This window comes from Sphingobium agri (assembly GCF_023051225.1).
Taxonomy (GTDB): Bacteria; Pseudomonadota; Alphaproteobacteria; order Sphingomonadales; family Sphingomonadaceae; genus Sphingobium; species Sphingobium agri.
Genome location: NZ_JALKHS010000006.1, coordinates 17597 through 40591, shown reverse-complemented (window position 1 = coordinate 40591; position 22995 = coordinate 17597). Strand labels below are relative to the sequence as shown.

Sequence of the window (22995 nt, the reverse complement as noted above, 5' to 3'; positions counted from 1 at the left end):
AAGGTTCACGGTAGGAAAGAGCCAGTGGCATCATGCCATGGACCAGCCGCTGTAGGAAAGCGAGTTGGAGCGGCGCGCCTGTTCGGCCTTCGCGGAGATGACCGGCTTATCGGGCGGATGCGGGCGCAACTGCCTCCGCATAGAGGGTGAACTGGGCGTGGAGCCCACCCTCCGACGATTGCCCAAGCCACAGGTCGAACAGGCCGGGCTCCGCAATGATGCGATTGCCCGATCCGACAAATTGCAGGTCGGTGCGAGACAGGGAGAAGCGCACCGTCCTGCTCTCTCCGGGATCAAGCGTGACGCGTTCGATGCGCTTGAGTTCGCGCACGGGGCGGGTGCGGCTCGCCACGCGATCGCGGATGTAGAGTTGCACGACTTCGCTGCCCCGCCGGTCCCCCTTGTTCGTCAGCCGGGCCGTCACCTCTATCGCCCGATCCCAGCGCAAGGCGGTGTCGGACAGCTTGAGATTCTCCAGCGCGAATCTGGTGTAGCTGAGGCCATGGCCGAAGGGATAGCGGGCGCTGTTGTCCGTGGTCATGTAGCGCGCGCGATATTCGGTGCGGTTGTCAACCACGGGGCGGCCGGTGGACTTGCGGTCGTAGAAGAAGGGCTCCTGTCCCGATTCCCACGGGAAGCTGACCGGCAGCTTGGCGGACGGATCGACCCGGCCGAACAGGATGTCGGCGATGGCATGGCCCGCTTCCGATCCCAGGAACCAGGTGGCGAGGACAGCCTGCGCACTCGCGACCGACCCGTGCAGCGCCAAAGCGCGGCCGTGGCGCAGCAGAATGACGACAGGCTTGCCGGTGGCAGCCACCGCGTCGGCCAGCATCTGTTGCGGCGGAGGCAATTCGATGACGGTGCGCGACTGCGCCTCGCCGGACATGTCCTGCGATTCGCCGAGCGCGAGCAGCACGATGTCCGCTGCCTTGGCCGCCTCCACCGCCTGCGCGATCCCGCCGTCGATCGGCGTCATGATGTCGCATCCCTTTGCGATGCTGAGCAGGGCAGGATCGGGCATGGCGGCGCGCAGCCCGGCGGCGATGTCGACGCCCTTGCCCTTCTCCCCGTAAAATGCCCAGGGGCCGTAGAGATTGTCCCGGTCTTCGCCAAAGGGGCCGATCAGCGCGATCTTCTGGCGCTTGGCGGGATCGAGCGGGAGGACGCCGCTATTCTGGAGAAGAACGATTGACCGCCCGGCGGCTTCCCGCGCCAGGGCATGACGTGCGGGCGTGGCGATGCGGGTCCGCTCCGCCTCTTCGCTGATGGAGCGGTAAGGATTGTCGAACAAACCTATCGCCATCTTCACATAGAGGATGCGGCGCACGGCAACGTCGATCGTACCCATTGGCACAGCGCCGCTCTTCACCAGATCGGGCAAATGACGGATATACAGGCCGCTTTGCATCGACATGTCGACGCCAGCCAGCACCGCCAGGCGCGCGGCATCGCGCTCATCCTCGGCAAAGCCATGCGCGATCAGTTCTTCGTCGGCGGTATAGTCGGAAAAGACAAAGCCGCGAAACTTCATCTCGCCACGCAGCAAGTCGGTCAGCAATTCCCGGTCGGCGGTGGCGGGGACGCCATTGATCTCGCTGAAGGCCGCCATGGTGGTAAGCGCGCCAGCCGCAAAGGCAGAGCCGAAGGGCGGCAGATGGGTTTCGCGCAGCGTCTCTTCGGAGATGTCGACGCTGCCATATTCAAGGCCAGCCGCGACCGCGCCATAGGCGGCGAAATGCTTGGGACACGCCAGAAGCGAATCGTCGCGGCGCAGGTCGCGCCCCTGAAATCCGCGCACGCGGGCAGCGGCGAACAGGCTACCGAGATAGACATCCTCCCCGGAGCCTTCGACAACACGGCCCCAGCGCTGGTCCCGCGCGACATCGACCATGGGCGCGAAGGTGAGGTGCAGCCCGGCCGCGCTTGCCTCCTGCGCCATGGCGCGCGCGGTGCGTTCGGCCAGCGCCGGGTCGAAGCTCGCGGCCTCGGCCAAGGGCACGGGAAAAATGGTCTTGAGCCCGTGGATGACATCACCCGCCAGCAGCAAGGGAATGCCAAGGCGGCTTTCCGTGACGGCGATATCTTGCGCGCGGCGGGCGCCTGCCACGCCGATGCCGTTGAACAGACAGCCTACCCTGCCCTTCCGCACCTCCTCCGCCAGCCGCTTTTCATCCTGTATGCCGACTTGCGGATTGGGCGGGTTGTAGGGCCGGAAGCTGTCGGTAAGGCAGGTCATCTGCCCCGCCTTTTCCTCAACAGTCATCCGGGCGATCAACGCGTCGACGCGCTCGACCTCCGTCGCGGCGAGCGCCCGGCCAGCAAATGGAAAGGCGAAGGAGCCGGATAGAGCGGCAGCCAGGAAGGCGCGACGATCGATGGTCATTGCACGGCAGCGTAACGGATGATTGGTGCGGGGCCAACGCCCCGCTCCGCCATATGGTGCCGCCGCGCGATCAGCCGGGGGCGAACAGCTTCGTCCCCATGACGCCAATGACGATCAGCGCCATGAAACCGGCCTGCACCGGCGCGATGCGGTCACCGAACAGGATCATGCCGCCAATGATGACGCCGACAGCGCCAAGGCCGGTCCAGATGGCATAGGCGGTCCCGGCGGGCAGTCCCTTCATCGCCAGGGCAAGCAGGCCCATATTCAGGAAGCTCAAGGCGATCGGCACGGACGACGCCTGCCAGCTGCCGATGGTTGCCGCCCATTTGAGGCTGAGCGCCCAACAGATTTCAGTGAATACGGCAATGCCAAGCACAAGCCACGCCATGACGAGCGGTCCTTCTTTTCAGACGGGCTCGAATGGGAAGCGCGCAGGCCGGAAACCCGAAAGAGGCGGCGCGCCGGAAGGGGGCAGATACCCGAAGGCCAAAGCCAAAGGGTGGTGGACAGGGCTGGATTCGAACCAGCGTACGGGAAACCCGGGCAGATTTACAGTCTGCTGCCTTTAACCACTCGGCCACCTGTCCAGTGCCCTGACGCGGCAGGCAAAACTGCCTTTTACCGCGCTGGAGGCGCGCTCAATGGCGAATGGAGGCTTGCCTGTCAATGGCCGGATGTGAAAAGAGCGCTTCCATGAAAAAAGGACATCGCGGCGCTAAGCCCAAAGGCAACTTTCCCCGCTTCTACGGACGGCACGCCGTCATCGCGGCCCTGGCCAATCCCAACCGGGTGGTCCGGAAAATCTGGGGCACGCGCGACGCGCTGAACGCGCTCCACCTGCCGCCGGTGCTGCCCATCGTCTATGCCGATGTGGCGGACCTCGGCCGCATGGTGCCCTCCGATGCACCCCATCAGGGGATCGTCGCGGAAGTCGAGCCGCTGGATGATGTGTGGCTGGGCGATGTCTTGGAGGCTGGACAGGACGACAAGCGGCCGGTGCTGGTTCTCGATCAGGTCACCGATCCCCATAATGTCGGCGCGATCCTGCGGTCGGCGGCGGCGTTCGACGCGCTTTGCATCGTGACGCAGGACAGGCATGCGCCGCCGGAGTCGGGTGTGTTGGCCCGGTCTGCGTCCGGCGCGCTGGAAATCGTGCCCTGGGTGCGCGTGGTGAACCTCGCCCGCGCGCTCGATGAGATTGCCGAGGCGGGATATTGGCGCATTGGCCTCGACGGCGAGGCGGATACCATATTGGGCGAGGCGATCGGCGAATCGCGCGTCGCGCTGGTGCTCGGTGCGGAGGGCGAAGGGCTGCGTCACAACAGCATGGCCCATTGCGATATTTTGGCTAAACTGCCGATCAGCCCGCGCATGGAGAGCCTCAATGTCTCCAACGCGGCTGCCATCGCCCTGTACGCCGCCGCAAGCCGGTAGCAGGGCCAGGCTGCGCTGATGAGGCAGCGCCGGAAATGGGGGACGATATGGCTGTTTTTCTTCGCGCCGCCAGCGCACTTGCCTGCTGCCTGCTGCTGGGCGCCTGCCTCGTCACGCCGGGCAAGTTCGAATCCACCCTCGACATCCGCGCGGACCGGCAGTTCAGCTTCACCTATAAGGGCGAGATCATATCGTCCGACATGAAGGGGTTCGGCTCCTCCAGTGGGGATTCCATTGGCGATGGCGCCCCGGAAAAGAAGGATAGCGCCCTTCACAAGACGGCGATGCAGAAGGGCCGTGAAGAAGGATTTGGCGCAGGCGGAGCATCCGGCGACGAGGCGCAGATGCAGGCGATCGCCGCCGCCCTGTCCAAGGAGAAGGGATTTCGTTCCGCCCGCTATCTGGGCAATCACCGCTTCGAGATCGACTATGCGATCAGCGGGCGGCTGACCCACAGCTTCCTCTTCCCCTTCAACAGCGACGCCGAAATCGTCCTGCCCTTCGTGGCGGTCGAGCTGCGCGGCGGCGACAGGGTGCGGGTGAAGGCTCCGGGCTATTCCAACGGCTTCGACAAGAGCCGTGAGCCGATGGGGCAAAGCGGGCCTGGAGAGGATGCGGCAAAGGCGCTCGACGGCCACTTCACGCTGACCACCGACGCCGAAATCGTGAGCCAGAATCAGGAAGACGGCGCGCAGAGCATCGCAGGCGGCAGGCGGATCGTCTGGCGGATCACGCCGCTCACCAGCGAGGCGCCCATGGCGACGCTGCGCGTCAACCAGTGATGGGCGCCCGGATGAGAAGGATCAGTCTTCCGGCGCGATGGTGACGCGCAGACCGTCCAGATCCTCGTTCATCACCAGCTGGCACGACAGGCGGCTGCTTTCGTTGCGATGATCCGAACTGTCGAGCAGGTCGTTTTCGTCTTCGCTCAGCGCAGGCAGCTTTTCTGCGAAGGCGGGATCGACATAGACATGGCAGGTCGCGCAGGAGCAGCAACCGCCGCACAGCGCCAGCAACTCGTCAAAGCCATTGTCGCGGATGACTTCCATCACGGACAGGCCGCTGTCGCCCTCGACAGCCTGCTCTTCACCCGCACGGTTGACCACTATCAGTTTAGGCATGTACCTCGATCCTAAAATTTCCACCGCCGCTCATAGGCGGGGGAGCCGATAAATCAAGAGCCGGAAACAAGCAGAGCATGGTCACCACCCCCGAGCAGCTGCGCGACAGCCTGGACGCGATCGCCGTCCTCGAACCCGGCTTTGCCGCTGCCCTGGCGCGCGTCGGCTATCCCCTGCCCCGCATGCGGGAGCCCGGTTATGAGACGCTGCTGCGCACCATCGTCGGCCAGCAGGTGAGCGTAGCGGCGGCCGCAGCCGTCTGGCGCAAGCTGGAGGCGGAGCTTGGCGAGGGGTGCGCGCCGGACCAGCTGCTCTCCCGCGATTTCGACGCACTGCGCGCCTGCGGCCTGTCGCGCCAGAAACAGGGCTATGCCCGGAGCCTCGCTGAACTGGTCACAAGCGGGCAGATCGACCTGCATGCCCTGCCGGAGGATGACGAGGAGGCGATCGCGCTCCTTACCCAGGTGAAGGGCATCGGGCGCTGGTCAGCCGAAATCTACCTGCTGTTCGCCGAAGGGCGACCCGATGTCTGGCCCGCTGGCGATCTTGCCGTGCAGATCGAGGTCGGCCGCATCCTTGGCCTGCCCGAACGGCCGAGCGAGCGGCAAACCCGCGCCCTTGCCGAAGCATGGCGGCCCCACAGGGGCGCTGCCGCCATCATGGCCTGGCATCATTATAATACGGAGGTTCTCTAAGCTCATGTCCTTGCCCCATGCTCGCTACATCGTCCTGGAACATGAAGGCGTCTGGAAGATCAATCTCGACAACCGCTATTATGGCCCATTCGCCACCCGTGAAGCCGCAGTCGAAAACGCCACCGATACGGCGCGAAAGGCTGGCGACGGTGGCTATACCGCCAGCGTGCTGCTGATGCAGGGGACCAAGTTCGAGACGCTCTGGACCAATCAGACGGACGAGACGGCCTGAAAATTTTCGGATTTTGGGAACCAGATGGCGGTTTGGACATTGTCGGCTCCAGTTCCGCGGGCTGAGGCATGAGTAAGAAGGTCTTAATCGTCGAAGACGAAATTTTCGTCGCACTCGAGATCGAGCAGATCGTCGAAGACGCAGGTTTTGCGGTCAGCGCGATTGCCGCTGATCGCGAAAGCGCGCTCATTGCCGCCAATGATTGCGACATCGCGCTTGTCGATCTCAACCTGCGCGACGGGCCGACCGGCCCTGGCATCGGGTTGGAACTTGCCGCTCAATATGGCGTCCAGGTGATCTACGTCACCGCCAACCCGGCTCAGATCGGCGCCGCTGCCGAAGCGGCCCTTGGCGTGATAACCAAGCCGTTTCGCGCCCATAGTATCGCCGAAACGCTACGCCTCGCCGCGTCGGAACAAAGGGACCTCGAAACAGCCGAGATTTTCGGCTTTACGCCATTTCGACTTTCGCCCGGCTCATGGAGCGGAATGGAATCCGCAGGCTGATACGAAGGCCCTCGGGCCGCCAGTCGCGCTCCATGCGTCCGCCCAGTTGCCGCTCAGCACTTAGCTGCATGAGGCGGCTGCCAAAGCCCTCGCGGTCTGACGGCTTTACTGGTGGACCGCCTTCTTCCCGCCATTCGATGCAGATGTCTGCGCCCTCGCGCTGGACATCGATGCGCACTTGCCCCTGCGACACCGACAGCGCGCCATATTTGGCCGCATTGGTCGCGAGTTCGTGGAACAGCAGCGCAAGCGGCGTGGCGGATCGATCATCGATCGCTGGATTCTCGCCGGACAGGATGATGCGGTTTCCACCAGCGTCATTATAGGGCGCGAATATCTGCTCCAATATGCCGTGCAGCCGCCCCTGCTGCATGTCTTCGCCGGTTTCGATGCTGTGCGGCCTGATGAAATCATGCGCCCGGCCAAGAGCCATGATCCGGTCCCGCAGATCATCCGCCGCCACCCGGATTGCGGGGTTCTGACGCGCCGACAAACCGATCAGGCCCGCGATCACGGAAAAGATATTCTTGATCCGATGGGAAAGTTCGTGCGCGATGATCTCACGCTCTTCCATCATCAGCTTCTGTTCGTGAATTTCGGTGCAGGTGCCGATCCAGCGCGTGATCCTGCCTTCATCGTCGCGGATGGGCAGCGCCCGGCCCAAGGTCCACCGATATTCGCCGCTATGATGGAGCAACCGATATTCTATCTCGTATGGCTCGCCGGTTTTCAGCGAATGCCGCCACCGCTGCCATGCCCGCTCTTGATCGTCCGGGTGGAAGGTGCCGTTCCACCCGTCGCCATCCGTGGCGCCATCCGACACGCCGGTATATTCATACCAACGGGCATTATAATAATCATGATAGCCGTCCGGCAGCGTCGACCAGACCATTTGCGGCATGGTATCGGCCAGGGTGCGGAAGAGCCGGTCGCTCTCCGCCACAGCCTCCGCATCCTTGACCTGGCGGGCGATGATGTCCTGATCGCGCCGCCGCCCCTCCAGCTCCACCATCACCTGGCGCGCCAGCAGGAACAGGCCCTGCCGCTGAACCGGCGTCAGGTCCTCCCTTGGCTTGTCATCGATGACGCAGAGCGAGCCCAGCGGCACCCCCTCCCCATTCAACAACGGCGCTCCAGCATAGAAACGGATGTGCGGTGCGCTCGTGACGAGCGGATTTGCCGCAAAGCGCGGATCGGCGCTGGCATCCTGCACCACGAAAATATCGCTGCCGTGCATGGCATGGGCGCAGAAGGACACGTCGCGCGACGTCTCTTCGGCATCAAGGCCCGTGCGCGCAAGGAAACGCTGACGCTCCTCCTCAACGATGCTGACGAGCGCGATCGGCGCATCGCAAAGCGCAGCGGCGAAGTCGGTGATCTGGTCCAGCGTGCGAAAGCCGCCGGCATCCAGATCATAGCGCGCCAGCAAGGCCGCCCGATCCGTCTCCAGCCCCGTGCCGTCAGCCATCGCTTACCCGTTCGATGTCCGCGCCGACGGCCGACAATTTTTCCTCCAGCCGCTCATAGCCGCGATCGAGATGATAGACGCGGTTGACCTGCGTCTCCCCTTCCGCCGCGAGCCCGGCGAGGATCAGGCTCATGGAAGCACGCAAGTCCGTTGCCATGACCGGCGCGCCGACCAGACGATCCACGCCGCGCACCACGGCCGTGCGGCCGTTCACGCCGATGTCCGCCCCCATGCGAGCGAGTTCAGGCACATGCATGTAGCGGTTTTCGAAGATCGTCTCGGTCAGGACGGACGCGCCGTCCGCCTTCGTCAGCATCGCCATGAACTGGGCCTGCATGTCGGTCGGGAAGGCGGGAAAAGGCGCGGTGGACAAGGTCAGCGGCTTGAGCTTGCTGTCCGCCGAAACCCTGATGCCGTTCTTCAGCTCATCGACCTGGACACCCGCGTCGCGCAGGGCGGCCAGGATGGCATGCATGTCGTCGGCACAGGCCCCGGCCAGTTCAAGCGAGCCCCCGGTGATCGCCGCCGCGCAGGCGTAGCTGCCTGCCTCGATGCGGTCCGGCATGACGCTGTAGGTCGCGCCATGCAGCCGGTCCCGGCCATGGATGATCAGCTTGTCGGTCCCGACCCCTTCGATATCCGCGCCCATGGCGATCAGCAATTTGCAAAGATCGACGATCTCCGGCTCGCGCGCGGCATTTTCAAGGACGCAGGTTCCCTTTGCGAGCACCGCCGCCATGACGGCATTTTCGGTCGCGCCAACGGACACCACAGGGAAAGTATAGATGCCACCGGGCAGGCCGCCATCAGGTGCGGAGGCGCGCACATAACCCGCGTTGATCTCGATCACCGCACCGAAAGCCTCCAGTGCCTTCAGGTGCAGGTCGATCGGGCGGTTGCCGATGGCGCAGCCGCCGGGCAGCGAAACCCGCGCTTCGCCCGCACGCGCGAGCAGGGGGCCGAGCACCAGAATGGACGCCCGCATCTTGCGCACGATGTCGTATGGCGCCTCGGTCGATGTGACCCGGCCCGCGCGCATGGTCATGACCCGCCCGAAATCCTCCGGCCGCGCGCCTTCGATCATCGTCGATACGCCAAGCTGGTTCAGCAAATGACCGAAACTGTCGACGTCCGCCAGACGAGGCAGATTGCGCAGCGTCACCGGTTCATCGGTCAGCAATGCGCAAGGCAGCAATGTCAGCGCGGCGTTCTTCGCACCGGAGATGGGAAGGCGGCCGCTCAGCACTTTGCCGCCGCGAATATGAATGCGGTCCATCGGCTGGGTTCTTAACGTTAATTGCGTTCGGCGCAAGGCGGGAGCGACCAGCGTGCCCAGGCAGCCGCATGTGATCGGTGGGATACGCTGGGGAAACATTTGCACTTTCGGGCCAGCGAAATTGATCGAGTTTAGTGCGCGGCCCCAAAATGCAGCCAAAAGACGTGAGGGGCGTTTTGCCACCGTAACGACAAATTTGATAAAAGGTGCTTTGGGTGGCGACAGGTTGTTTCGCGGACAGGCTCGCAAAGCATGTGCCATTGTCCGACGAGGAAAAGAACGCGCTTACCAGACTTGAGGAAAATCCGCGCAAGGTGAAGCGGGGGGCGATGATTCAGCGCGTCAATGAAACGGTGACCGAATTGTTCGTGCTGCGCGAGGGACGGGTGATGAGCTTCGTCATCCTGCCCGATGGCAGCCGCCAGATCCTGAGGGTCTATTTTCCCGGCGATTTCATCGGCTCCGCCAGCACCATCTACAGCAAGGCGCCCGAATCACTGGTGGCGCTTTCCGACGCGATCGTCTGCCCTTTCGACAAGCATGCCTTGCGCCGGTTGCTGGAGGAATATCCGCGGGTCGCAGCCCTGTTGTTCCTGCTGTCCAACACGGAAAGGGTGGCGCTGACCGACCGGCTCGCGTCCCTGGGCCGCACGTCGGCCAAGGCGCGGGTCGCGTCCTTCCTGCTCGACATTTTCGACCGGCTGCGCGTCACCGATGACGGTGTCACCGACAGCTTCGACCTGAAACTGACGCAGGAGGAGATTGGCGATGCGATCGGCCTGACCTCCGTCCATGTGAACCGGATGGTGCGGCAGATGGAACAGGAAGGCCTGATCAGCCGCGCGAATGGTCGCATCACCCTGCTCGATATGCAGCGGCTGGAAGAGATCGGCCACTACACGAACAGGCACAAGGATGTGGATCTCGACTGGCTGCCTGGTTACATCTGACCGGCTCTTGGCGACCCGGCGGGCCAAGCATCAGGCGAGCAGTTCGACGTCCCAATAGAGCCAGTCGTGCCAGCTTTCGTGCAGATAGTTGGGCGGAAAGGCCCGGCCATGTTCCTGCAACTGCCAGCTGGTCGGCCGGATCGGCTCGACATGCAGCCGCATGCCCGCTTCCCTTGGCGTGCGGCCGCCTTTCTTGAGATTGCAGGGTGAACAGGCCGTGGCGACATTTTCCCAGGTCGTCCGGCCACCTGCCCGGCGCGGTATGACATGGTCGAAGGTCAGATCGTGCGGCGATCCGCAATATTGGCAGGCGAAGCGATCCCGCAGGAACAGGTTGAACCGGGTGAAGGCGGGATGTTCGGACGGCTTCACATATTGCTTGAGCGCGATCACCGACGGGATCTTCATCTGGAGGCTTGGGCTGTGCACCTCCCGCTCATAATTGGCGACGATGTCCACCCGCTCCAAAAAAACCGCCTTGATAGCGGTTTGCCACGGCCAGAGGCTCAGCGGATAATAGCTTAACGGCGTATAATCAGCGTTCAGGACCAGCGCCGGACAGTTTTCCGGATGTCGTATCAGGTCGGGATGGTACATAAGAACCCTCGAACCCCCAATTGCCAGGATCCTGATCGATCAGGAACGTGACGGCAACATGACAGCATTAACCACCCCGACCCGTCAAGGGCCTGTATGATCCAATCCTTCTCGCCACAGCATGTGGTAACGCGCTTCGCCCCCAGCCCCACCGGCAAGCTGCATGTCGGCCATGGCTGGTCGGCATTGCTGGCGATGGATTTTGCCCGCGCAAATGGCGGCTTATTTCGGCTTCGGATCGAAGATATCGATGGCACGCGCAGCCGGCCGGAGCATGTCGCAGGCATAGCGGAGGACCTCAACTGGTTGGGGGTGACATGGGACGGCGAGCTGGTCTTTCAATCGGAGCGGCTCGTCCATTATGACGCGGCGCTGGAGAGATTGCGGCACATGGGCCTTCTCTACCCCTGTTTCTGCACGCGCGCCGACATAGCCGCCAGCGCCAGTGCGCCGCATGGGCCGGAGGGGCCTGTGTACCCGGGCACCTGTCGCGCATTGCCTTCGCCCGAACGGGAACGGCGGGTTGCGGCAGGCGAACCTCATGCGTGGCGGCTGGATATGGCCAAGGCGATTGCGACTACAGGTGAGTTGCATTGGGAGTCCGCTCCCTTCCCCCCGCTCGGGCTGAGTGCCGGGGATGGATGGATGATCGAGGCGGAACCCCAGACCGCGGGCGACGTGGTCCTCGCGCGCAAGGATGCGCCTGCCAGCTACCATCTATCCTGCACCCTCGACGATGCGGCAATGGGCGTCACCCATGTGCTGCGTGGGGATGACCTGTTTGCCGCGACGCATGTCCACCGCCTGCTTCAGGCGCTGCTCGACCTGCCGACACCCGTCTACTGCCACCATCCGCTGCTCGTCGGCGCCGACGGCAGGCGCCTAGCCAAGCGCGACGGATCGATCGCCCTGGCGGACCTGCGCGCACAGGGCACCGATCCCGCAGTCCTTGCCGCCGATCTGCGCGGCGGTCGCTTTCCGGTTGGCATTTCACTGGCCAGGGCCTAGATTCAGGCCATGAACATCATTCTCGTCATTGCGCTTGTCCTTGCCATGGCAGCGACGCTTTTTGCGCTCGTCCGGGGCATCATCGCCTTTCTGCAGACGACCAAGGAGCAGCTGAACGCGCCGGACGGCACGCCCAGCCCTTCCAGCCTGAAGCAGAACAAGATGATGATGAACCGCATCCTGTTTCAGGCGGCGGCCGTCATCATCGTGGCCATCCTGCTGCTGATGAAGGGCAACGGCTGATCCGCCGATGGTGAAGCTGAACAAGATCTACACCCGCACCGGCGATGCGGGAACCACCGGCCTTGTGGATGGATCGCGCCTGCCCAAGCATGCGCCGCGCATGCAGGCGGTCGGCGATGTCGATGAAGCCAACAGCGCGATCGGTCTCGCCATCCTCGCTATCGGCACAGCACCCGAAGCGGATTGGCTGACGACGATCCAGAATGACCTTTTCGACCTCGGCGCAGATCTCGCCACGCCAGTGCCGGAGGGGGAGGACGAACCTTGGGCGCTGCGCATCGTCGCCACCCAGGTGAAGCGGCTGGAAGACCAGATCGATGCGATGAACGCCGATTTGCAGCCGCTCGACAGCTTCATCCTGCCCGGCGGGTCGCCTGCCGCGGCCGCCGTCCATCTTGCCCGCGCCATCACGCGCCGGGCCGAACGCAGCGCCACGGCGGCTGCAGCGGAGGTCGCGCTCAATCCTCTGGCCCTCGCCTATCTCAATCGGTTGTCGGACCTGCTGTTCGTCATGGCGCGCCGCCTCAACGGCAATGGCGCGGCCGATGTGAAGTGGGTGCCCGGCGCCTCGCGCTAGCTTCAAAGAAGCTCCGCCGCCCAGCGGAACCGAAATCGCCTCCCATGCGCTTGTTTTTGCGATTGCAGCACAAGCCTATGGGAAGGGGCCAGCATGGCGAAAAGCCGGGTCGCACCGGGTCAGCATGATCTGACGCAACACTATCGCGACGTGCGCGCGCTGAGTGAAGCGCTGTGCGCCCCGCTGTCGGATGCCGATGCGACCGTCCAGTCCATGCCGGACGCTTCCCCAGCCAAATGGCATCTGGCGCATACGAGCTGGTTCTTCGAAACCTTCGTCTTGCGCGACCATGCGCCCGCCTATCGTCCGTTCGATCCGCACTATGCGTTCCTGTTCAACAGCTATTATGAAGCGGAAGGCCCCCGCCAAGCCCGCCCGCTGCGCGGCGTGCTGACCCGCCCGCCGCTTGAGGATATTCTCGCTTACCGGGCCCATGTGGATGAAGCGCTGCTGGCGGCCCTCCCTACCCTACCTGCGCCCGCGCAGTCGCTGGCCCTGCTCGGCCTTCATCATGAACAGCAGCATCAGGAGTTGATGCTGACGGACATGCAGCACCTCTTTTCGCTGAACCCGCTGGAACCTGTCTTGTTTGAAACACCAAGGTCCAAGCCAGCGGCGCTTCCGGGGTCCATCCACTGGATCGAAGGACGCCAGGGCCTTGTGGAAATAGGCGACGATGGCAAAGGCGATTTTGCCTTCGATTGCGAGGGGCCACGGCACAAGGCGCTTCTCCACCCGCATGCGCTGGCCCACCGGCTGGTCACGAATAGCGAGTGGATCGCCTTCATCGAAGATGACGGCTATCGCGATCCCGCGCACTGGCTGTCGGACGGTTGGACATGGGTGCAGGCGGAGCGCGTGGAAGCGCCCCTTTACTGGCGCCACGATGCTCAAGGCTGGACCCGCTTCGGTTTGGACGGCCGTAAACCGGTCAACCCCGCCGCGCCGGTGTGTCACATCAGCTTCTACGAGGCCGACGCCTATGCCCGCTGGGCCGGCGCGCGGCTGCCGACCGAAGAGGAGTGGGAAAGCGGCGCGCTGAATGTCGCACCGACCAGCGGCAATCAGCTGGACGGCGCTGAATGTCCCCGCCCCCAAGCCACGGACGGCCGCGCCTCGCTTACCCAGATGTTCGGCGATGTGTGGGAATGGACCGGCAGTGGCTATCGCCCTTACCCCGGCTTCCGCCCCAATGAGGGCGCGGCAGGCGAATATAATGGCAAGTTCATGGCCGGGCAGTTCGTCCTGAAGGGCGGCAGTTGCGCCACCCCGCGCGGGCATGTGCGGCCGAGCTACCGGAATTTCTTCTACCCCCATCAACGCTGGCAGTTCACTGGCCTGCGCCTGGCCAAGGATCTCTAGCCTGTGCTTCTGACACTCGACGCCCCCGCCGCGAACCCCGTCGCGGACAGCAGCTTTCGCCGTGACATAGTGGAGGGGCTTTCCCGCTATCCCAAGGCGACGCCACCGATCTGGTTCTACGACCGGCGCGGATCGGAACTGTTCGAGGAAATTGCCGACCTGCCCGAATATTATCCCACCCGCACCGAAACTGCATTGCTGGAACGCCATGGCGCGGACTTCGCCGATGCCGTCGGCCCCGGCCGGGCCGTCATCGAATTCGGCGCAGGCAGCGCGCGCAAGACGCCGCATCTGCTTCGGGCGATCGATCCATCCGCCTATGTGCCGATCGATATCAGCGGCGACTTTCTCCATGCCAGCAGCGCGGCGTTGGCGTCCGCATTTCCCGGCCTTCCCGTGCTGCCGCTGGTCGGCGACTTTCATGCCGACCTGACGTTGCCCAATATGGTCGATGATCTGCCAAGGCTCGGCTTTTTCCCCGGATCGACCATCGGCAACATGGAACCGTCATCGGCCGTCGACCTGCTTCGATCGATGCGCAGGCTGCTCGGAGAGGGCGCGATGCTGTTGATCGGCATGGACCAGATCAAGGACCCTGCCCGGCTGATCGCAGCCTATGACGACGCAGCGGGCGTCACAGCCGCCTTCAATCTCAACCTTCTGGCGCGCATCAACCGCGAGTTGGAAGGCGACCTGCCGCTCGAAGACTTCGCCCATCGCGCGATATGGAATGACGGGAAGGCCCGGATCGAAATGCATCTGGAGGCACTGCGGCCCCTGCGTTTTCACGTTGCGGGACATGCGTTCGCGATGGAGCAGGGCGAGACCATCCATAGCGAGAGCAGCCACAAATATGGGCCGCGCGACGAACAGCTGCTGCTGCGTGCAGGAGGATGGGAACCGGCGCGGCAATGGACCGATCCCGACGGGCTCTTCTCCCTCATCCTCGCCGCTGCGGCGTGACCGCTATGGGACGACCTTGGCCGACCAGGTGGTGATCCAATGCCAGGCCCCCCGGCATTCGCCCATCGCGCTCGCGGATGCCAGGCGGAAGCGGATGCCATCCCAGACATAGCTTTCGCTGCTGCCGCAGTCGCCAATGCCCCTGCCCTTCGCATAGCTTTCAAGCGACGAACTTTCTGGCGTCCAGGAGGCGTTGACCAAGGTGGGATGCGCGGCATCCTCGCTCCAGCCGGGTTGATAATCGAAGGCCGCGTGGCGGAAGCTGCGCCGTCCCGGAATGCCGGTGGCGATCACCGGAACAGCCGAATAATTGTAAGCGCCCGCGCCGCAGGGGACCAGCACCAGCGTTTCCGTCTTTGAAAGGCGATGCAGTTCCGGCGGCGACGCATCACGCATCTCGTCCGCGCAACCGGTGAATTTCCCCACAGCCGCCAGTTCTTCGCGCCACAGGGTCACGGGCGCCGCGCCTGCCGGTATGACCGCCCGGCGGATCAAAGGAAGCGGAGGCGCCGGGCGAACCGCATTCGCCGCCAGCGCTCCTGTCGCGACCAGCGCCGCCTGCGTGCCTGCACGCCCCTGCCGCGCGTCCATATAGCGCATTGCCGCCGCCGCTCCGGCAAGGGACGGCCGGGCAATGACTGCACCGGCCGATCGCAGTTCAAGCTTCGTGCCCCGCGCCATGGCGATGGCGAGTGCGGCCGCCTGGGGCCCTTGCAGCCGGGCTTCGCCGTCCCTGCTCGCCGCTGTCGCGATCTTGCGGCCATCGACCAGGAAGCTGACGTCCTCCTGCCCGTGCGTATCGCGGCTGACCCATATTTCCGGGTCGGCGGCTCCCCCCGCCTCGCGCACCAGGCCGAGCGCGACAGGCTTGTCCGGCCACTCACCGCCATCGGGAAGCAGTGACACGGCCTCGCATCGGCTGCGATTGTCGCAACCGATCGTCCAATCCTTGTAGATTTCCAAGGCGCCGGGCCGTGGTGCCTGAGCTGCCAGCGGCGCGGATGCGATGAACGCCGACAGCATCGCCGCCAACGTGATTAAGCGTTTGTCCCCCATTGGTTAACTATAACTTAGTTTATAGTGGAGCGGTAGTGGCTTGTCGGCATGCCGCATCGCCGGACATGCACTGCTGATGGGGCCCCATAACAAAAAGGCCGGTGTCCTTCGACACCGGCCTCCTGGATCAAGCCGCCTTGGCGCGCGACATGCGCTTGCGCTCGTTCGGATCGAGATAGCGCTTGCGCAGGCGGATGGTCTTGGGCGTCACCTCGACCATTTCATCATCGTCGATATAGGCGATCGCCTGTTCCAGCGTCATCTTCTTCGGCGGGGTCAGGCGGACGGCGTCGTCCTTGCCGCTGGCGCGGAAGTTGGTCAGCGCCTTCGACTTCATCGGGTTGACTTCAAGGTCTTCGGGCTTGGCGTTTTCGCCGATCACCATGCCTTCGTAGAGCGCTTCGCCCACGCCGACGAACAGGATGCCGCGATCTTCCAGCGGACCCAGCGCATAGGCATTGGCTTCGCCCGCGCCGTTCGAGATCAGGACGCCGTTCTTGCGGCCTTCGATCTTGCCCTTGTGGGGGCCGTACTTCTCGAACAGGCGGTTCATGATGCCGGTGCCGCGCGTGTCGGACAGGAATTCGCCATGATAGCCGATGAGGCCGCGCGAGGGCGCGGAAAAGGTGATGCGGGTCTTGCCGCCGCCCGAGGGACGCATGTCGGTCATCTCGGCCTTGCGGATGTTCATCTTGTCGACGACCGTGCCCGAAAATTCATCGTCCACGTCGATGACGACGGTTTCATAAGGCTCGGTCTTGTTGCCATTTTCGTCCTCGCCGAACAGCACGCGCGGGCGCGAGATGCCGAGCTCGAAACCTTCGCGGCGCATCGTCTCGATGAGAACGCCGAGCTGAAGTTCGCCGCGGCCTGCGACTTCGAAGCTGTCCTTGTCTTCCGATTCCGTCACCTTGATGGCGACATTGGATTCGGCTTCGCGGGCCAGGCGATCGCGGATCATGCGGCTCGTCACCTTGCTGCCCTCGCGGCCAGCCATCGGCGAATCGTTGACCGCAAAGCGCATCGACAGGGTCGGCGGATCGATCGGCTGGGCCTTGATCGGAACGCTGACCTGCGGGTCGGCGATGGTGTTGGCGACGGTGGCGACGGTCAGGCCCGCGAGGCTGATGATGTCGCCCGCCTTGGCTTCGTCCACCGGTACGCGGTCCAGGCCCTGGAAGGACATGATCTTCGACGCACGGCCGGTTTCGATCACATTGCCGTCAGCGTCGAGCGCGTGGATCGGCTGGTTGACCTTGACCGTGCCGGACTGGACCCGGCCGGTCAGGATGCGGCCAAGGAAGTTGTCGCGGTCGAGCAGCGTCACGAGGAAGCTGAAAGGCGCGTCCACGTCCAGCGACGGCGGCGGCACATGATCGACGATCTTCTGGAACAGCGGCTCCAGCGTGCCTTCGCGGCGCTGGGCATCTTCGCTGGCGTAGCCGTTACGGCCCGAGGCGTAGAGCACCGGGAAGTCGAGCTGCTCGTCGGTGGCGTCCAGCGTCACGAACAGGTCGAACACTTCGTCCAGCACTTCCTGGATGCGCTCGTCGGGACGGTCGACCTTGTTGACGACGACGATGGGCTTGAGGCCCAGCGCCAGCGCCTTGCCGGTCACGAACTTCGTCTGCGGCATCGCGCCTTCAGACGAATCGACCAGCAGGATGACGCCATCGACCATCGAGAGGATGCGCTCCACCTCTCCGCCGAAGTCGGCGTGGCCCGGCGTGTCGACGATGTTGATGCGGGTGCCGTTCCATTCGACCGAGGTGGGCTTCGCCAGGATGGTGATGCCGCGTTCCTTTTCGAGGTCGTTCGAATCCATCGCCCGTTCCTCGACGCGCTGATTGTCGCGGAAGGTGCCGGACTGCCGGAAGAGCTGATCCACCAATGTGGTCTTGCCATGATCGACGTGTGCGATGATGGCGATATTACGCAGGGACATGCATGTGCCTTTGGGATTTTCTGTTTTCCCGGCCGGCACCACGCCTGACCAGAGTATCGCGCGCGCCCCTACAGGAAATGATGCGTTGCGGCAAGGGCAGGGCAAGGATTTGCATCGGCCCGGACGCAGGACCATATTCCGGATTGAAGCGCCACTGTTATAGCTACATATAACAGCATGAAGGAGACGTTATGGCCAGCACCGCGCCCACCACGGCGACAGCCGACACGCTCAACCTGACGCCGCCCGATCCGGTGCCGCCGGTCTCGCCGGAAAAGGCGGCGGGTCTTGTCCCGATCGATGACGAGAAGCGTTCGAAGCTGGACGAGAAGGTCGATGCCTTCATCGACGACCTTGTCGCACAGGACGCCAACTCGCCCGAATTCGGCCAGCGGGTGGACCAGCTGACCAATATGGGCCGCAAGGAGATCGCAGAGGCGGCGGGCCATTCGAACCGCTTCCTTGACCGCCCCGTCCGCGCGATGGACAGCGACAACAAGGTTGGCGCGGACCTGGCTGAGCTACGCCGCACGGTCGAGGATCTCGATCCGGGCAAGCGCGGCAGCCTGCTTGCGCCCAAGAAGCTGTTCGGGATCATTCCCTTCGGCAACCGGCTGCGCGACTATTTCGACGGCTATAAAAGCGCGCAGGGGCATATCAACTCGATCCTCGGCAGCCTCGCCAGCGGCAAGGACGTGCTGATCAAGGACAATGCCGCCATCGATGTCGAGCGGCAGAATATGTGGGCGGCGATGGGCCGCCTGGAACAGATGATCCACATCTCCAAGACGCTCGACGCCCGGTTGGAGGCGAAGGCGCTTGAACTGGACGCGACCGATCCGGCGAAGGCCAAGGCGATCCGGGAGAGCGCGCTCTTCTACATCCGCCAGCGCACGCAGGACCTGCTGACGCAGATGGCCGTGACCGTTCAGGGCTATCTGGCGCTCGACCTCGTCAAGAAGAACAATGTCGAACTGGTGAAGGGCGTCGACCGCGCGAGCACCACCACCGTTGCCGCGCTGCGCACCGCCGTCACCGTAGCGCAGGCACTGGCGGGGCAGAAGCTGGTGCTCGAACAGATCAGCGCGCTCAACACGACCACGGCGAACATGATCGATTCGACCGGCGAGATGCTGAAGAACCAGACGGCGCAAATCCATGAGCAGGCCGCGTCCAGCACCATCCCCATCGCGACGCTGCAACGCGCATTCCAGAATATCTACGACACCATGGATAATATCGACACGTTCAAGGCCAAGGCGCTGGAGAATATGAAGACGACGGTGAACACGCTGTCGACGGAGGTAGAAAAGTCGAAGGGCTACATCGCCCGCGCAGAGGGCCAGGCCCAGGCCGCGCAACAGGCGCGCGCCGACAACCCGCTATTGAGCGCGATCGAGGCCTAAGGCAGTGAGCCGATCCGACCGTGTCCTGGCCGATGCCGAAGCAGTGCTGCGCCGCCACGGCGAGCGTGGGCGCAGCCTGTCGGCCCGGGCGCGGCAGAGGCGCGGCACCGCGCTGATGCGCAAGGTGAAATGGGCCTTCTGGTCGATACTCGCCATCCTTATCGGCAGCATGGTTGCAGGCTTCTTCATCCCACTCGGCACGACTGGCGTCATGGTCGCGCTGGGTCTTGCCATCGCGGCGCTGCTGTTGATCGCCCTCCTCCCCTCCGAACCACGCGTCGGGACGCAGGCGCTTGCCACCGCCCCCATCACCGCCCTCCCGCTCCAGACCGAAATCTGGCTCGACAATCAGCGCAAGGCGTTGCCCGCCCCCGCCGTCACCCTGGCCGACAGCATCGGCGTCAAGCTGGAGACGCTCGCGCCACAGCTTGAACGCCTTAATGAACAGGAGCCGGCCGCCCAGGAAATCCGCAAGCTGCTGTCCGATCACCTGCCCGAACTGGTCACCGGCTATGAATCCATTCCCGCCCCGCTCCGCCGCGAGGAACGCAACGGCCGCGTGCCCGAGCAGCAGCTGATCGAAGGGCTGAAGGTCATCGACGGAGAACTCGCCCGGATCAGCGAGACGCTGGCCAGCGGCGATATCGACAAGCTGGCGGTGCAGAACCGCTTCCTTGAACTCAAATATCAGGAAGCCAAGGAACTTGGCCGCTAGGCCAGCCGTCCTCTTGCCATGATCCATCTGACGCTGATCATCGTCGATTTCCTGACCGGCCTGCTCGCCGCCGGTGCCTGGGCGCTCGCCTCCGCCGGTGGCGCCATCGCCGCGCTGCTGGGCGGCGGTCTGGTCAGTGCTTCACTCTTCCGGAAATGGCGCAAGCGCGGCTGACGCTCAACTTCCCCGGATGACTGTGTCGATCGCTTCATCCGTCATCGGTTGGCTGAACTGAATGCCGAAACGCTTGCCTCGCGCCCATACGACGCGGCCACTGGTTTCCACGCCAAAGGCCTTCACCTCGACATAGCTGCCAGCAGCGGGTGGTGTTTCGCAATGAGCAAGCGCGCCGGAGGTGGAAAGGTCCAGGAAATGGCCGCGCATTTCGGCATTGGCCACGCATAGGGTGACGGGGCCGAACATCTTGTGCCGTGCACTGTGCCGCCGCTGTTCGGCGTTGCCCGCCAGGAATGGGCTTTGGTTGTTCATACCGAGCTTCTCCCACGGGCCATCCAACCATGAAAAGGTCAAGACGGCGCACAGAATCATGGTTAACCCGCCATTAGCTACCTTTTACCCTAGGGAAACTGCTAATTTACGTTAGTCGCACTTTTCATGGCGCAGGGTACGATGCTTTGCGGCGATGGCCGGGCCGTGACCCGGCGGAAGCGGGCGAAATAGCCGCCTGCGGTGGGCTTGGGCACCAGTTCCTCCAGACGGAAACCGACGGCTGCCAGTTCACAGACCAGCAGGCGCGGCGGCGTCCCGTGCTGCGCCGTCGGCCGATTGGCATCGACCACGATCAGTTCGCCGTCGCTCTTGAGCGCGGGACTGAGGTTCCACAGGAACGCATAGGGCTCGGCGATCTCATGATACATATGGACCATGAATATGCGGTCGAAGCTGTTTTCCGGCAGCTTCGGGTCTTCCGGCGCGCCCAGCCTGACACTGACATTGCGCCAGTCCTCGCGCGTGATGCGGCGGGACAGCGCCTCGATCACCTCAGGCATGATGTCTTCGGCCAGCACCCTGCCCTTGGCGCCGACGCGGTTGGCGAGCCGAACGGTATAATAGCCTTCGCCAGCGCCGATGTCGGCAACGGTCATGCCGGGCCGGATGCCCGCACGATCCATGATGTCTTCGGCCTCGTTGACGCGGTCGCGCGCTTCCTCGTTGGACCAGCGGGTCGAGACGATGGGCGCCACCGGCCTGTCGGCACGGGGAAAGTCCCGCGCGGCGGCGGGCCGGTCATCCTGCTTGGCGGACGACAACAGGCCGCAGCCTGCCAGCAGGAACAAGGATCCCGCCAGCGCGCCCCGGATCATCAGTCGACATCCTCCACATCGACCTTCTCGCCCGTCACCTTCTGCGACAGGGCAGCCGCCATGAAGGGGTCGAGCGCGCCGTCGAGCACGTCGTCGGGCGAGGTCGAGGTAACGCCGGTGCGCAGGTCCTTCACCAGCTGATAGGGCTGGAGCACATAGGATCGGATCTGGTGGCCCCAGCCGATCTCTGTCTTCGCCTGATATTCGCCCGAAGCCGCCGCCTCGCGCTTCTGCAACTCGGCCTCGTAGAGCCGGGCCTTGAGCATGTTCATCGCCGTCGCGCGGTTCTTGTGCTGCGACCGGTCATTCTGCGACGCGACGATGATGCCCGAAGGGATGTGCGTGATGCGGACGGCGGAGTCGGTCGTGTTGACGTGCTGCCCGCCCGCACCCGACGCGCGATAGGTATCGATCTTGAGGTCGCCCTCATTCACCTCGATCTCGATATTGTCGTCGATCACCGGATAGACCCAGACCGACGAGAAGCTGGTGTGCCGCCGCGCCGAGCTGTCATAGGGGCTGATACGCACCAGCCGGTGGACGCCGCTTTCCGTCTTGGCATAGCCATAGGCATTCTCGCCCTTGAACAGGAAGGTCGCGGACTTGATGCCTGCCTGATCGCCTGCCTGATAGTCGACCAGTTCGACCTTGTAGCCGCGCCGTTCGGCCCAGCGGCGGTACATGCGGGACAGCATCTCCGCCCAGTCCTGGCTTTCCGTGCCGCCCGCGCCCGCATGGATTTCCAGATAGGTGTCGCTGGCGTCCGCCTCACCGGCCAGCAGCGCCTTGATCTTGTCCTCGTCCGCGCGGTCGGCCAGCGCCTTCAGCGAAGCGACCCCTTCGTTGACCATCTCCTCATCGCCTTCGGCCTCGGCCATTTCGATGAGTTCGGCGGTGTCGGTCTTTTCACTGTCGATCGCCCGGGTCGCGCCGATCGCGGCTTCCAGGCGCGTGCGTTCGCGCATGACTTCCTGCGCCATCTTCTGATTGTCCCAGAGCGTCGGGTCCTCGACGCGGGCATTCAATTCGTCGAGGCGACGCAAGGCGCGGTCCCAGTCAAGGAAACGGCGCAGCAGGTCCAGCGCGGCGTCGATGCGATCGATATATTGCTGCGCTTCGGCGCGCATGGGGAGTCTCCAGAAACTTCGGGGCGCATCCTAAACGCGCTAAACGCCAGCCCCTATCCGAGGGATGCGATTTTGGGAAGGGCGTAGTAATCCTCCCCTGGAAGGGGAGGTGGCGGCCCGCAGGGCTGACGGAGGGGTAAAAGCTGTGGAGCGCTGAGCCAAATACCCCTCCACCGTCTATGTCGTTCCGCCTCCCCTTCCAGGGCATGATGAAGCTTGAACAACTATATGACGAATAACCGACCCCACATCCCGCAACACCTCCCGGGCAGGAATACGGATCACCTTGATTCCTTCGCCAAGTAGCCAATCATCGCGCACCCGATCTCGCACAGGCCGATCGCCATACCCATGCGCCTCACCATCCACCTCGATCGCCAGCTTCCGGGCCGGACAGAAGAAGTCCACCACATAGGGACCAGCCGGATGCTGCCGCCGAAATCGCAATCCTTCGGGCCGCTTTCTCAGTTCCTGCCAGAGCAGCACTTCAGGCAAGCTCATCGTCCGGCGCAATTCGCGAGCGCGCCGTTGCGTGGACTTAGGCCCGTAGAGCATAAGTGATCCTCCTTGAAATCCTCCCCTGCAAGAGGAGGTGGCAGC

26 protein-coding genes and 1 tRNA gene are annotated in these 22995 nt (G+C 63.9%); 14 read left to right on the top strand and 13 right to left on the bottom strand.

Annotated elements, in window-relative coordinates:
* Positions 1-106: 106 nt before the first annotated feature.
* From MU848_RS03520 to MU848_RS03510, 3 genes are all read right to left on the bottom strand, one after another.
* On the bottom strand, positions 107-2386 hold the full coding sequence (locus MU848_RS03520; protein WP_247230237.1) for a glycoside hydrolase family 3 N-terminal domain-containing protein: 2280 nt from the start codon (positions 2384-2386) through the stop codon (positions 107-109).
* A 70-nt stretch (positions 2387-2456) separates the two neighbouring features.
* Positions 2457-2777, bottom strand: coding sequence for a DMT family transporter (locus tag MU848_RS03515; protein ID WP_097092331.1), 321 nt, complete (start codon positions 2775-2777; stop codon positions 2457-2459).
* A 112-nt stretch (positions 2778-2889) separates the two neighbouring features.
* A tRNA-Tyr gene (locus MU848_RS03510) sits at positions 2890-2976 on the bottom strand.
* A 106-nt stretch (positions 2977-3082) separates the two neighbouring features.
* On the opposite strand from MU848_RS03510, the gene rlmB reads away from it, so the two are divergent.
* A complete protein-coding gene (gene rlmB / locus MU848_RS03505; RefSeq protein ID WP_247230236.1) occupies positions 3083-3823 on the top strand; it encodes a 23S rRNA (guanosine(2251)-2'-O)-methyltransferase RlmB in 741 nt (246 codons plus the stop codon).
* A gap of 47 nt (positions 3824-3870) precedes the next feature.
* The gene (locus tag MU848_RS03500) at positions 3871-4605 is read left to right on the top strand and encodes a hypothetical protein (protein ID WP_247230235.1); all 735 of its coding nucleotides are present in this window, start codon (positions 3871-3873) and stop codon (positions 4603-4605) included.
* 21 nt (positions 4606-4626) lie between these two features.
* On the opposite strand, the gene MU848_RS03495 is transcribed toward MU848_RS03500, so the two are convergent.
* Complete coding sequence (locus MU848_RS03495; RefSeq protein ID WP_247230234.1) at positions 4627-4944, bottom strand: 2Fe-2S iron-sulfur cluster-binding protein; 318 nt, start codon at positions 4942-4944, stop codon at positions 4627-4629.
* 77 nt (positions 4945-5021) lie between these two features.
* Between MU848_RS03495 and MU848_RS03490 the strand changes: the two genes are divergently transcribed.
* The 3 genes from MU848_RS03490 to MU848_RS03480 all read left to right on the top strand — a co-directional run bounded on the left by MU848_RS03490 (position 5022) and on the right by MU848_RS03480 (position 6377).
* The gene (locus MU848_RS03490; RefSeq protein ID WP_247230233.1) at positions 5022-5639 is read left to right on the top strand and encodes a DNA-3-methyladenine glycosylase family protein; all 618 of its coding nucleotides are present in this window, start codon (positions 5022-5024) and stop codon (positions 5637-5639) included.
* A gap of 4 nt (positions 5640-5643) precedes the next feature.
* On the top strand, positions 5644-5871 hold the full coding sequence (locus MU848_RS03485) for a DUF2188 domain-containing protein (protein WP_247230232.1): 228 nt from the start codon (positions 5644-5646) through the stop codon (positions 5869-5871).
* A gap of 68 nt (positions 5872-5939) precedes the next feature.
* Positions 5940-6377 (top strand): response regulator, encoded by a 438-nt coding sequence (locus MU848_RS03480; protein ID WP_201515619.1) that lies wholly within the window; start codon positions 5940-5942, stop codon positions 6375-6377.
* Here the strand turns inward: MU848_RS03480 and MU848_RS03475 are convergent.
* Together MU848_RS03475 and murA are read right to left on the bottom strand one after the other, a co-directional pair.
* A complete protein-coding gene (locus MU848_RS03475) occupies positions 6322-7845 on the bottom strand; it encodes a sensor histidine kinase (protein ID WP_247230231.1) in 1524 nt (507 codons plus the stop codon). The genes MU848_RS03480 and MU848_RS03475 overlap by 56 nt on opposite strands.
* On the bottom strand, positions 7838-9121 hold the full coding sequence (gene murA, locus MU848_RS03470; RefSeq protein ID WP_097092338.1) for a UDP-N-acetylglucosamine 1-carboxyvinyltransferase: 1284 nt from the start codon (positions 9119-9121) through the stop codon (positions 7838-7840). The genes MU848_RS03475 and murA overlap by 8 nt, the downstream gene beginning before the upstream one ends.
* Before the next feature lie 215 nt (positions 9122-9336).
* Here murA and MU848_RS03465 point away from each other — a divergent pair, with 215 nt between their 5' ends.
* The gene (locus MU848_RS03465; RefSeq protein ID WP_097092895.1) at positions 9337-10071 is read left to right on the top strand and encodes a Crp/Fnr family transcriptional regulator; all 735 of its coding nucleotides are present in this window, start codon (positions 9337-9339) and stop codon (positions 10069-10071) included.
* A gap of 30 nt (positions 10072-10101) precedes the next feature.
* Here the strand turns inward: MU848_RS03465 and MU848_RS03460 are convergent, their stop codons facing one another.
* On the bottom strand, positions 10102-10668 hold the full coding sequence (locus MU848_RS03460) for an HNH endonuclease (protein WP_097092339.1): 567 nt from the start codon (positions 10666-10668) through the stop codon (positions 10102-10104).
* A 96-nt stretch (positions 10669-10764) separates the two neighbouring features.
* Between MU848_RS03460 and gluQRS the strand changes: the two genes are divergently transcribed.
* The 5 genes from gluQRS to egtD all read left to right on the top strand — a co-directional run bounded on the left by gluQRS (position 10765) and on the right by egtD (position 14821).
* Positions 10765-11676, top strand: coding sequence for a tRNA glutamyl-Q(34) synthetase GluQRS (gene gluQRS, locus MU848_RS03455; RefSeq protein WP_247230230.1), 912 nt, complete (start codon positions 10765-10767; stop codon positions 11674-11676).
* Positions 11677-11685: 9 nt separating this feature from the next.
* Positions 11686-11919, top strand: a complete 234-nt coding sequence (locus MU848_RS03450) for a twin transmembrane helix small protein (protein WP_097092341.1) — start codon at positions 11686-11688, stop codon at positions 11917-11919.
* Between the two features lie 7 nt (positions 11920-11926).
* Positions 11927-12496 carry a cob(I)yrinic acid a,c-diamide adenosyltransferase gene (locus tag MU848_RS03445; RefSeq protein WP_247230229.1) on the top strand — a complete coding sequence of 190 codons (570 nt, stop codon included), beginning with the start codon at positions 11927-11929 and terminating at the stop codon, positions 12494-12496.
* A 93-nt stretch (positions 12497-12589) separates the two neighbouring features.
* The gene (egtB, locus tag MU848_RS03440; RefSeq protein ID WP_247230228.1) at positions 12590-13858 is read left to right on the top strand and encodes an ergothioneine biosynthesis protein EgtB; all 1269 of its coding nucleotides are present in this window, start codon (positions 12590-12592) and stop codon (positions 13856-13858) included.
* Between the two features lie 3 nt (positions 13859-13861).
* Positions 13862-14821, top strand: coding sequence for an L-histidine N(alpha)-methyltransferase (gene egtD / locus MU848_RS03435; protein ID WP_247230227.1), 960 nt, complete (start codon positions 13862-13864; stop codon positions 14819-14821).
* Between the two features lie 3 nt (positions 14822-14824).
* Here the strand turns inward: egtD and MU848_RS03430 are convergent, their stop codons facing one another.
* Positions 14825-15877: a DUF1176 domain-containing protein gene (locus MU848_RS03430; protein ID WP_247230226.1), complete on the bottom strand. Its 1053-nt coding sequence runs from the start codon at positions 15875-15877 to the stop codon at positions 14825-14827.
* 127 nt (positions 15878-16004) lie between these two features.
* Entirely contained in the window at positions 16005-17822 is a 1818-nt protein-coding gene (gene typA / locus MU848_RS03425) for a translational GTPase TypA (protein WP_097092896.1), read from the bottom strand.
* A 191-nt stretch (positions 17823-18013) separates the two neighbouring features.
* Between typA and MU848_RS03420 the strand changes: the two genes are divergently transcribed.
* The 3 genes from MU848_RS03420 to MU848_RS03410 are packed head-to-tail and all read left to right on the top strand — an operon-like array spanning position 18014 to position 20117.
* Positions 18014-19228 (top strand): toxic anion resistance protein, encoded by a 1215-nt coding sequence (locus MU848_RS03420; RefSeq protein WP_097092346.1) that lies wholly within the window; start codon positions 18014-18016, stop codon positions 19226-19228.
* Positions 19229-19232: 4 nt separating this feature from the next.
* Positions 19233-19943 carry a hypothetical protein gene (locus MU848_RS03415; protein ID WP_247230225.1) on the top strand — a complete coding sequence of 237 codons (711 nt, stop codon included), beginning with the start codon at positions 19233-19235 and terminating at the stop codon, positions 19941-19943.
* Positions 19944-19961: 18 nt separating this feature from the next.
* Complete coding sequence (locus MU848_RS03410) at positions 19962-20117, top strand: hypothetical protein (RefSeq protein ID WP_176502231.1); 156 nt, start codon at positions 19962-19964, stop codon at positions 20115-20117.
* Between the two features lie 3 nt (positions 20118-20120).
* Here the strand turns inward: MU848_RS03410 and MU848_RS03405 are convergent, their stop codons facing one another.
* From MU848_RS03405 to MU848_RS03390, 4 genes are all read right to left on the bottom strand, one after another.
* Positions 20121-20432 carry a PilZ domain-containing protein gene (locus tag MU848_RS03405; RefSeq protein ID WP_097092897.1) on the bottom strand — a complete coding sequence of 104 codons (312 nt, stop codon included), beginning with the start codon at positions 20430-20432 and terminating at the stop codon, positions 20121-20123.
* Between the two features lie 101 nt (positions 20433-20533).
* Positions 20534-21268, bottom strand: a complete 735-nt coding sequence (locus tag MU848_RS03400; protein ID WP_201515629.1) for a class I SAM-dependent methyltransferase — start codon at positions 21266-21268, stop codon at positions 20534-20536.
* Positions 21268-22395 carry a peptide chain release factor 2 gene (gene prfB / locus MU848_RS03395; RefSeq protein WP_097092349.1) on the bottom strand — a complete coding sequence of 376 codons (1128 nt, stop codon included), beginning with the start codon at positions 22393-22395 and terminating at the stop codon, positions 21268-21270. Before prfB ends, MU848_RS03400 begins: the two co-directional genes overlap by 1 nt.
* A gap of 177 nt (positions 22396-22572) precedes the next feature.
* On the bottom strand, positions 22573-22950 hold the full coding sequence (locus MU848_RS03390; RefSeq protein ID WP_247230224.1) for an endonuclease domain-containing protein: 378 nt from the start codon (positions 22948-22950) through the stop codon (positions 22573-22575).
* Positions 22951-22995: the final 45 nt, after the last annotated feature.

What these genes read in the sequence shown, in the direction of transcription:
- typA (WP_097092896.1), bottom strand. Translation starts at nt 17,822, where the DNA reads ATGTCCCTGCGTAATATCGCCATCATCGCACACGTCGATCATGGCAAG.
- MU848_RS03460 (WP_097092339.1), bottom strand. Translation starts at nt 10,668, where the DNA reads ATGTACCATCCCGACCTGATACGACATCCGGAAAACTGTCCGGCGCTG.
- MU848_RS03445 (WP_247230229.1), top strand. Translation starts at nt 11,927, where the DNA reads ATGGTGAAGCTGAACAAGATCTACACCCGCACCGGCGATGCGGGAACC.
- rlmB (WP_247230236.1), top strand. Translation starts at nt 3,083, where the DNA reads ATGAAAAAAGGACATCGCGGCGCTAAGCCCAAAGGCAACTTTCCCCGC.
- murA (WP_097092338.1), bottom strand. Translation starts at nt 9,121, where the DNA reads ATGGACCGCATTCATATTCGCGGCGGCAAAGTGCTGAGCGGCCGCCTT.
- MU848_RS03500 (WP_247230235.1), top strand. Translation starts at nt 3,871, where the DNA reads ATGGCTGTTTTTCTTCGCGCCGCCAGCGCACTTGCCTGCTGCCTGCTG.
- MU848_RS03420 (WP_097092346.1), top strand. Translation starts at nt 18,014, where the DNA reads ATGGCCAGCACCGCGCCCACCACGGCGACAGCCGACACGCTCAACCTG.
- MU848_RS03410 (WP_176502231.1), top strand. Translation starts at nt 19,962, where the DNA reads ATGATCCATCTGACGCTGATCATCGTCGATTTCCTGACCGGCCTGCTC.
- MU848_RS03405 (WP_097092897.1), bottom strand. Translation starts at nt 20,432, where the DNA reads ATGAACAACCAAAGCCCATTCCTGGCGGGCAACGCCGAACAGCGGCGG.
- egtB (WP_247230228.1), top strand. Translation starts at nt 12,590, where the DNA reads ATGGCGAAAAGCCGGGTCGCACCGGGTCAGCATGATCTGACGCAACAC.
- MU848_RS03520 (WP_247230237.1), bottom strand. Translation starts at nt 2,386, where the DNA reads ATGACCATCGATCGTCGCGCCTTCCTGGCTGCCGCTCTATCCGGCTCC.
- MU848_RS03450 (WP_097092341.1), top strand. Translation starts at nt 11,686, where the DNA reads ATGAACATCATTCTCGTCATTGCGCTTGTCCTTGCCATGGCAGCGACG.
- MU848_RS03480 (WP_201515619.1), top strand. Translation starts at nt 5,940, where the DNA reads ATGAGTAAGAAGGTCTTAATCGTCGAAGACGAAATTTTCGTCGCACTC.
- MU848_RS03485 (WP_247230232.1), top strand. Translation starts at nt 5,644, where the DNA reads ATGTCCTTGCCCCATGCTCGCTACATCGTCCTGGAACATGAAGGCGTC.
- gluQRS (WP_247230230.1), top strand. Translation starts at nt 10,765, where the DNA reads ATGATCCAATCCTTCTCGCCACAGCATGTGGTAACGCGCTTCGCCCCC.
- MU848_RS03495 (WP_247230234.1), bottom strand. Translation starts at nt 4,944, where the DNA reads ATGCCTAAACTGATAGTGGTCAACCGTGCGGGTGAAGAGCAGGCTGTC.
- MU848_RS03515 (WP_097092331.1), bottom strand. Translation starts at nt 2,777, where the DNA reads ATGGCGTGGCTTGTGCTTGGCATTGCCGTATTCACTGAAATCTGTTGG.
- MU848_RS03490 (WP_247230233.1), top strand. Translation starts at nt 5,022, where the DNA reads ATGGTCACCACCCCCGAGCAGCTGCGCGACAGCCTGGACGCGATCGCC.
- MU848_RS03400 (WP_201515629.1), bottom strand. Translation starts at nt 21,268, where the DNA reads ATGATCCGGGGCGCGCTGGCGGGATCCTTGTTCCTGCTGGCAGGCTGC.
- MU848_RS03475 (WP_247230231.1), bottom strand. Translation starts at nt 7,845, where the DNA reads ATGGCTGACGGCACGGGGCTGGAGACGGATCGGGCGGCCTTGCTGGCG.
- MU848_RS03430 (WP_247230226.1), bottom strand. Translation starts at nt 15,877, where the DNA reads ATGGGGGACAAACGCTTAATCACGTTGGCGGCGATGCTGTCGGCGTTC.
- prfB (WP_097092349.1), bottom strand. Translation starts at nt 22,395, where the DNA reads ATGCGCGCCGAAGCGCAGCAATATATCGATCGCATCGACGCCGCGCTG.
- MU848_RS03390 (WP_247230224.1), bottom strand. Translation starts at nt 22,950, where the DNA reads ATGCTCTACGGGCCTAAGTCCACGCAACGGCGCGCTCGCGAATTGCGC.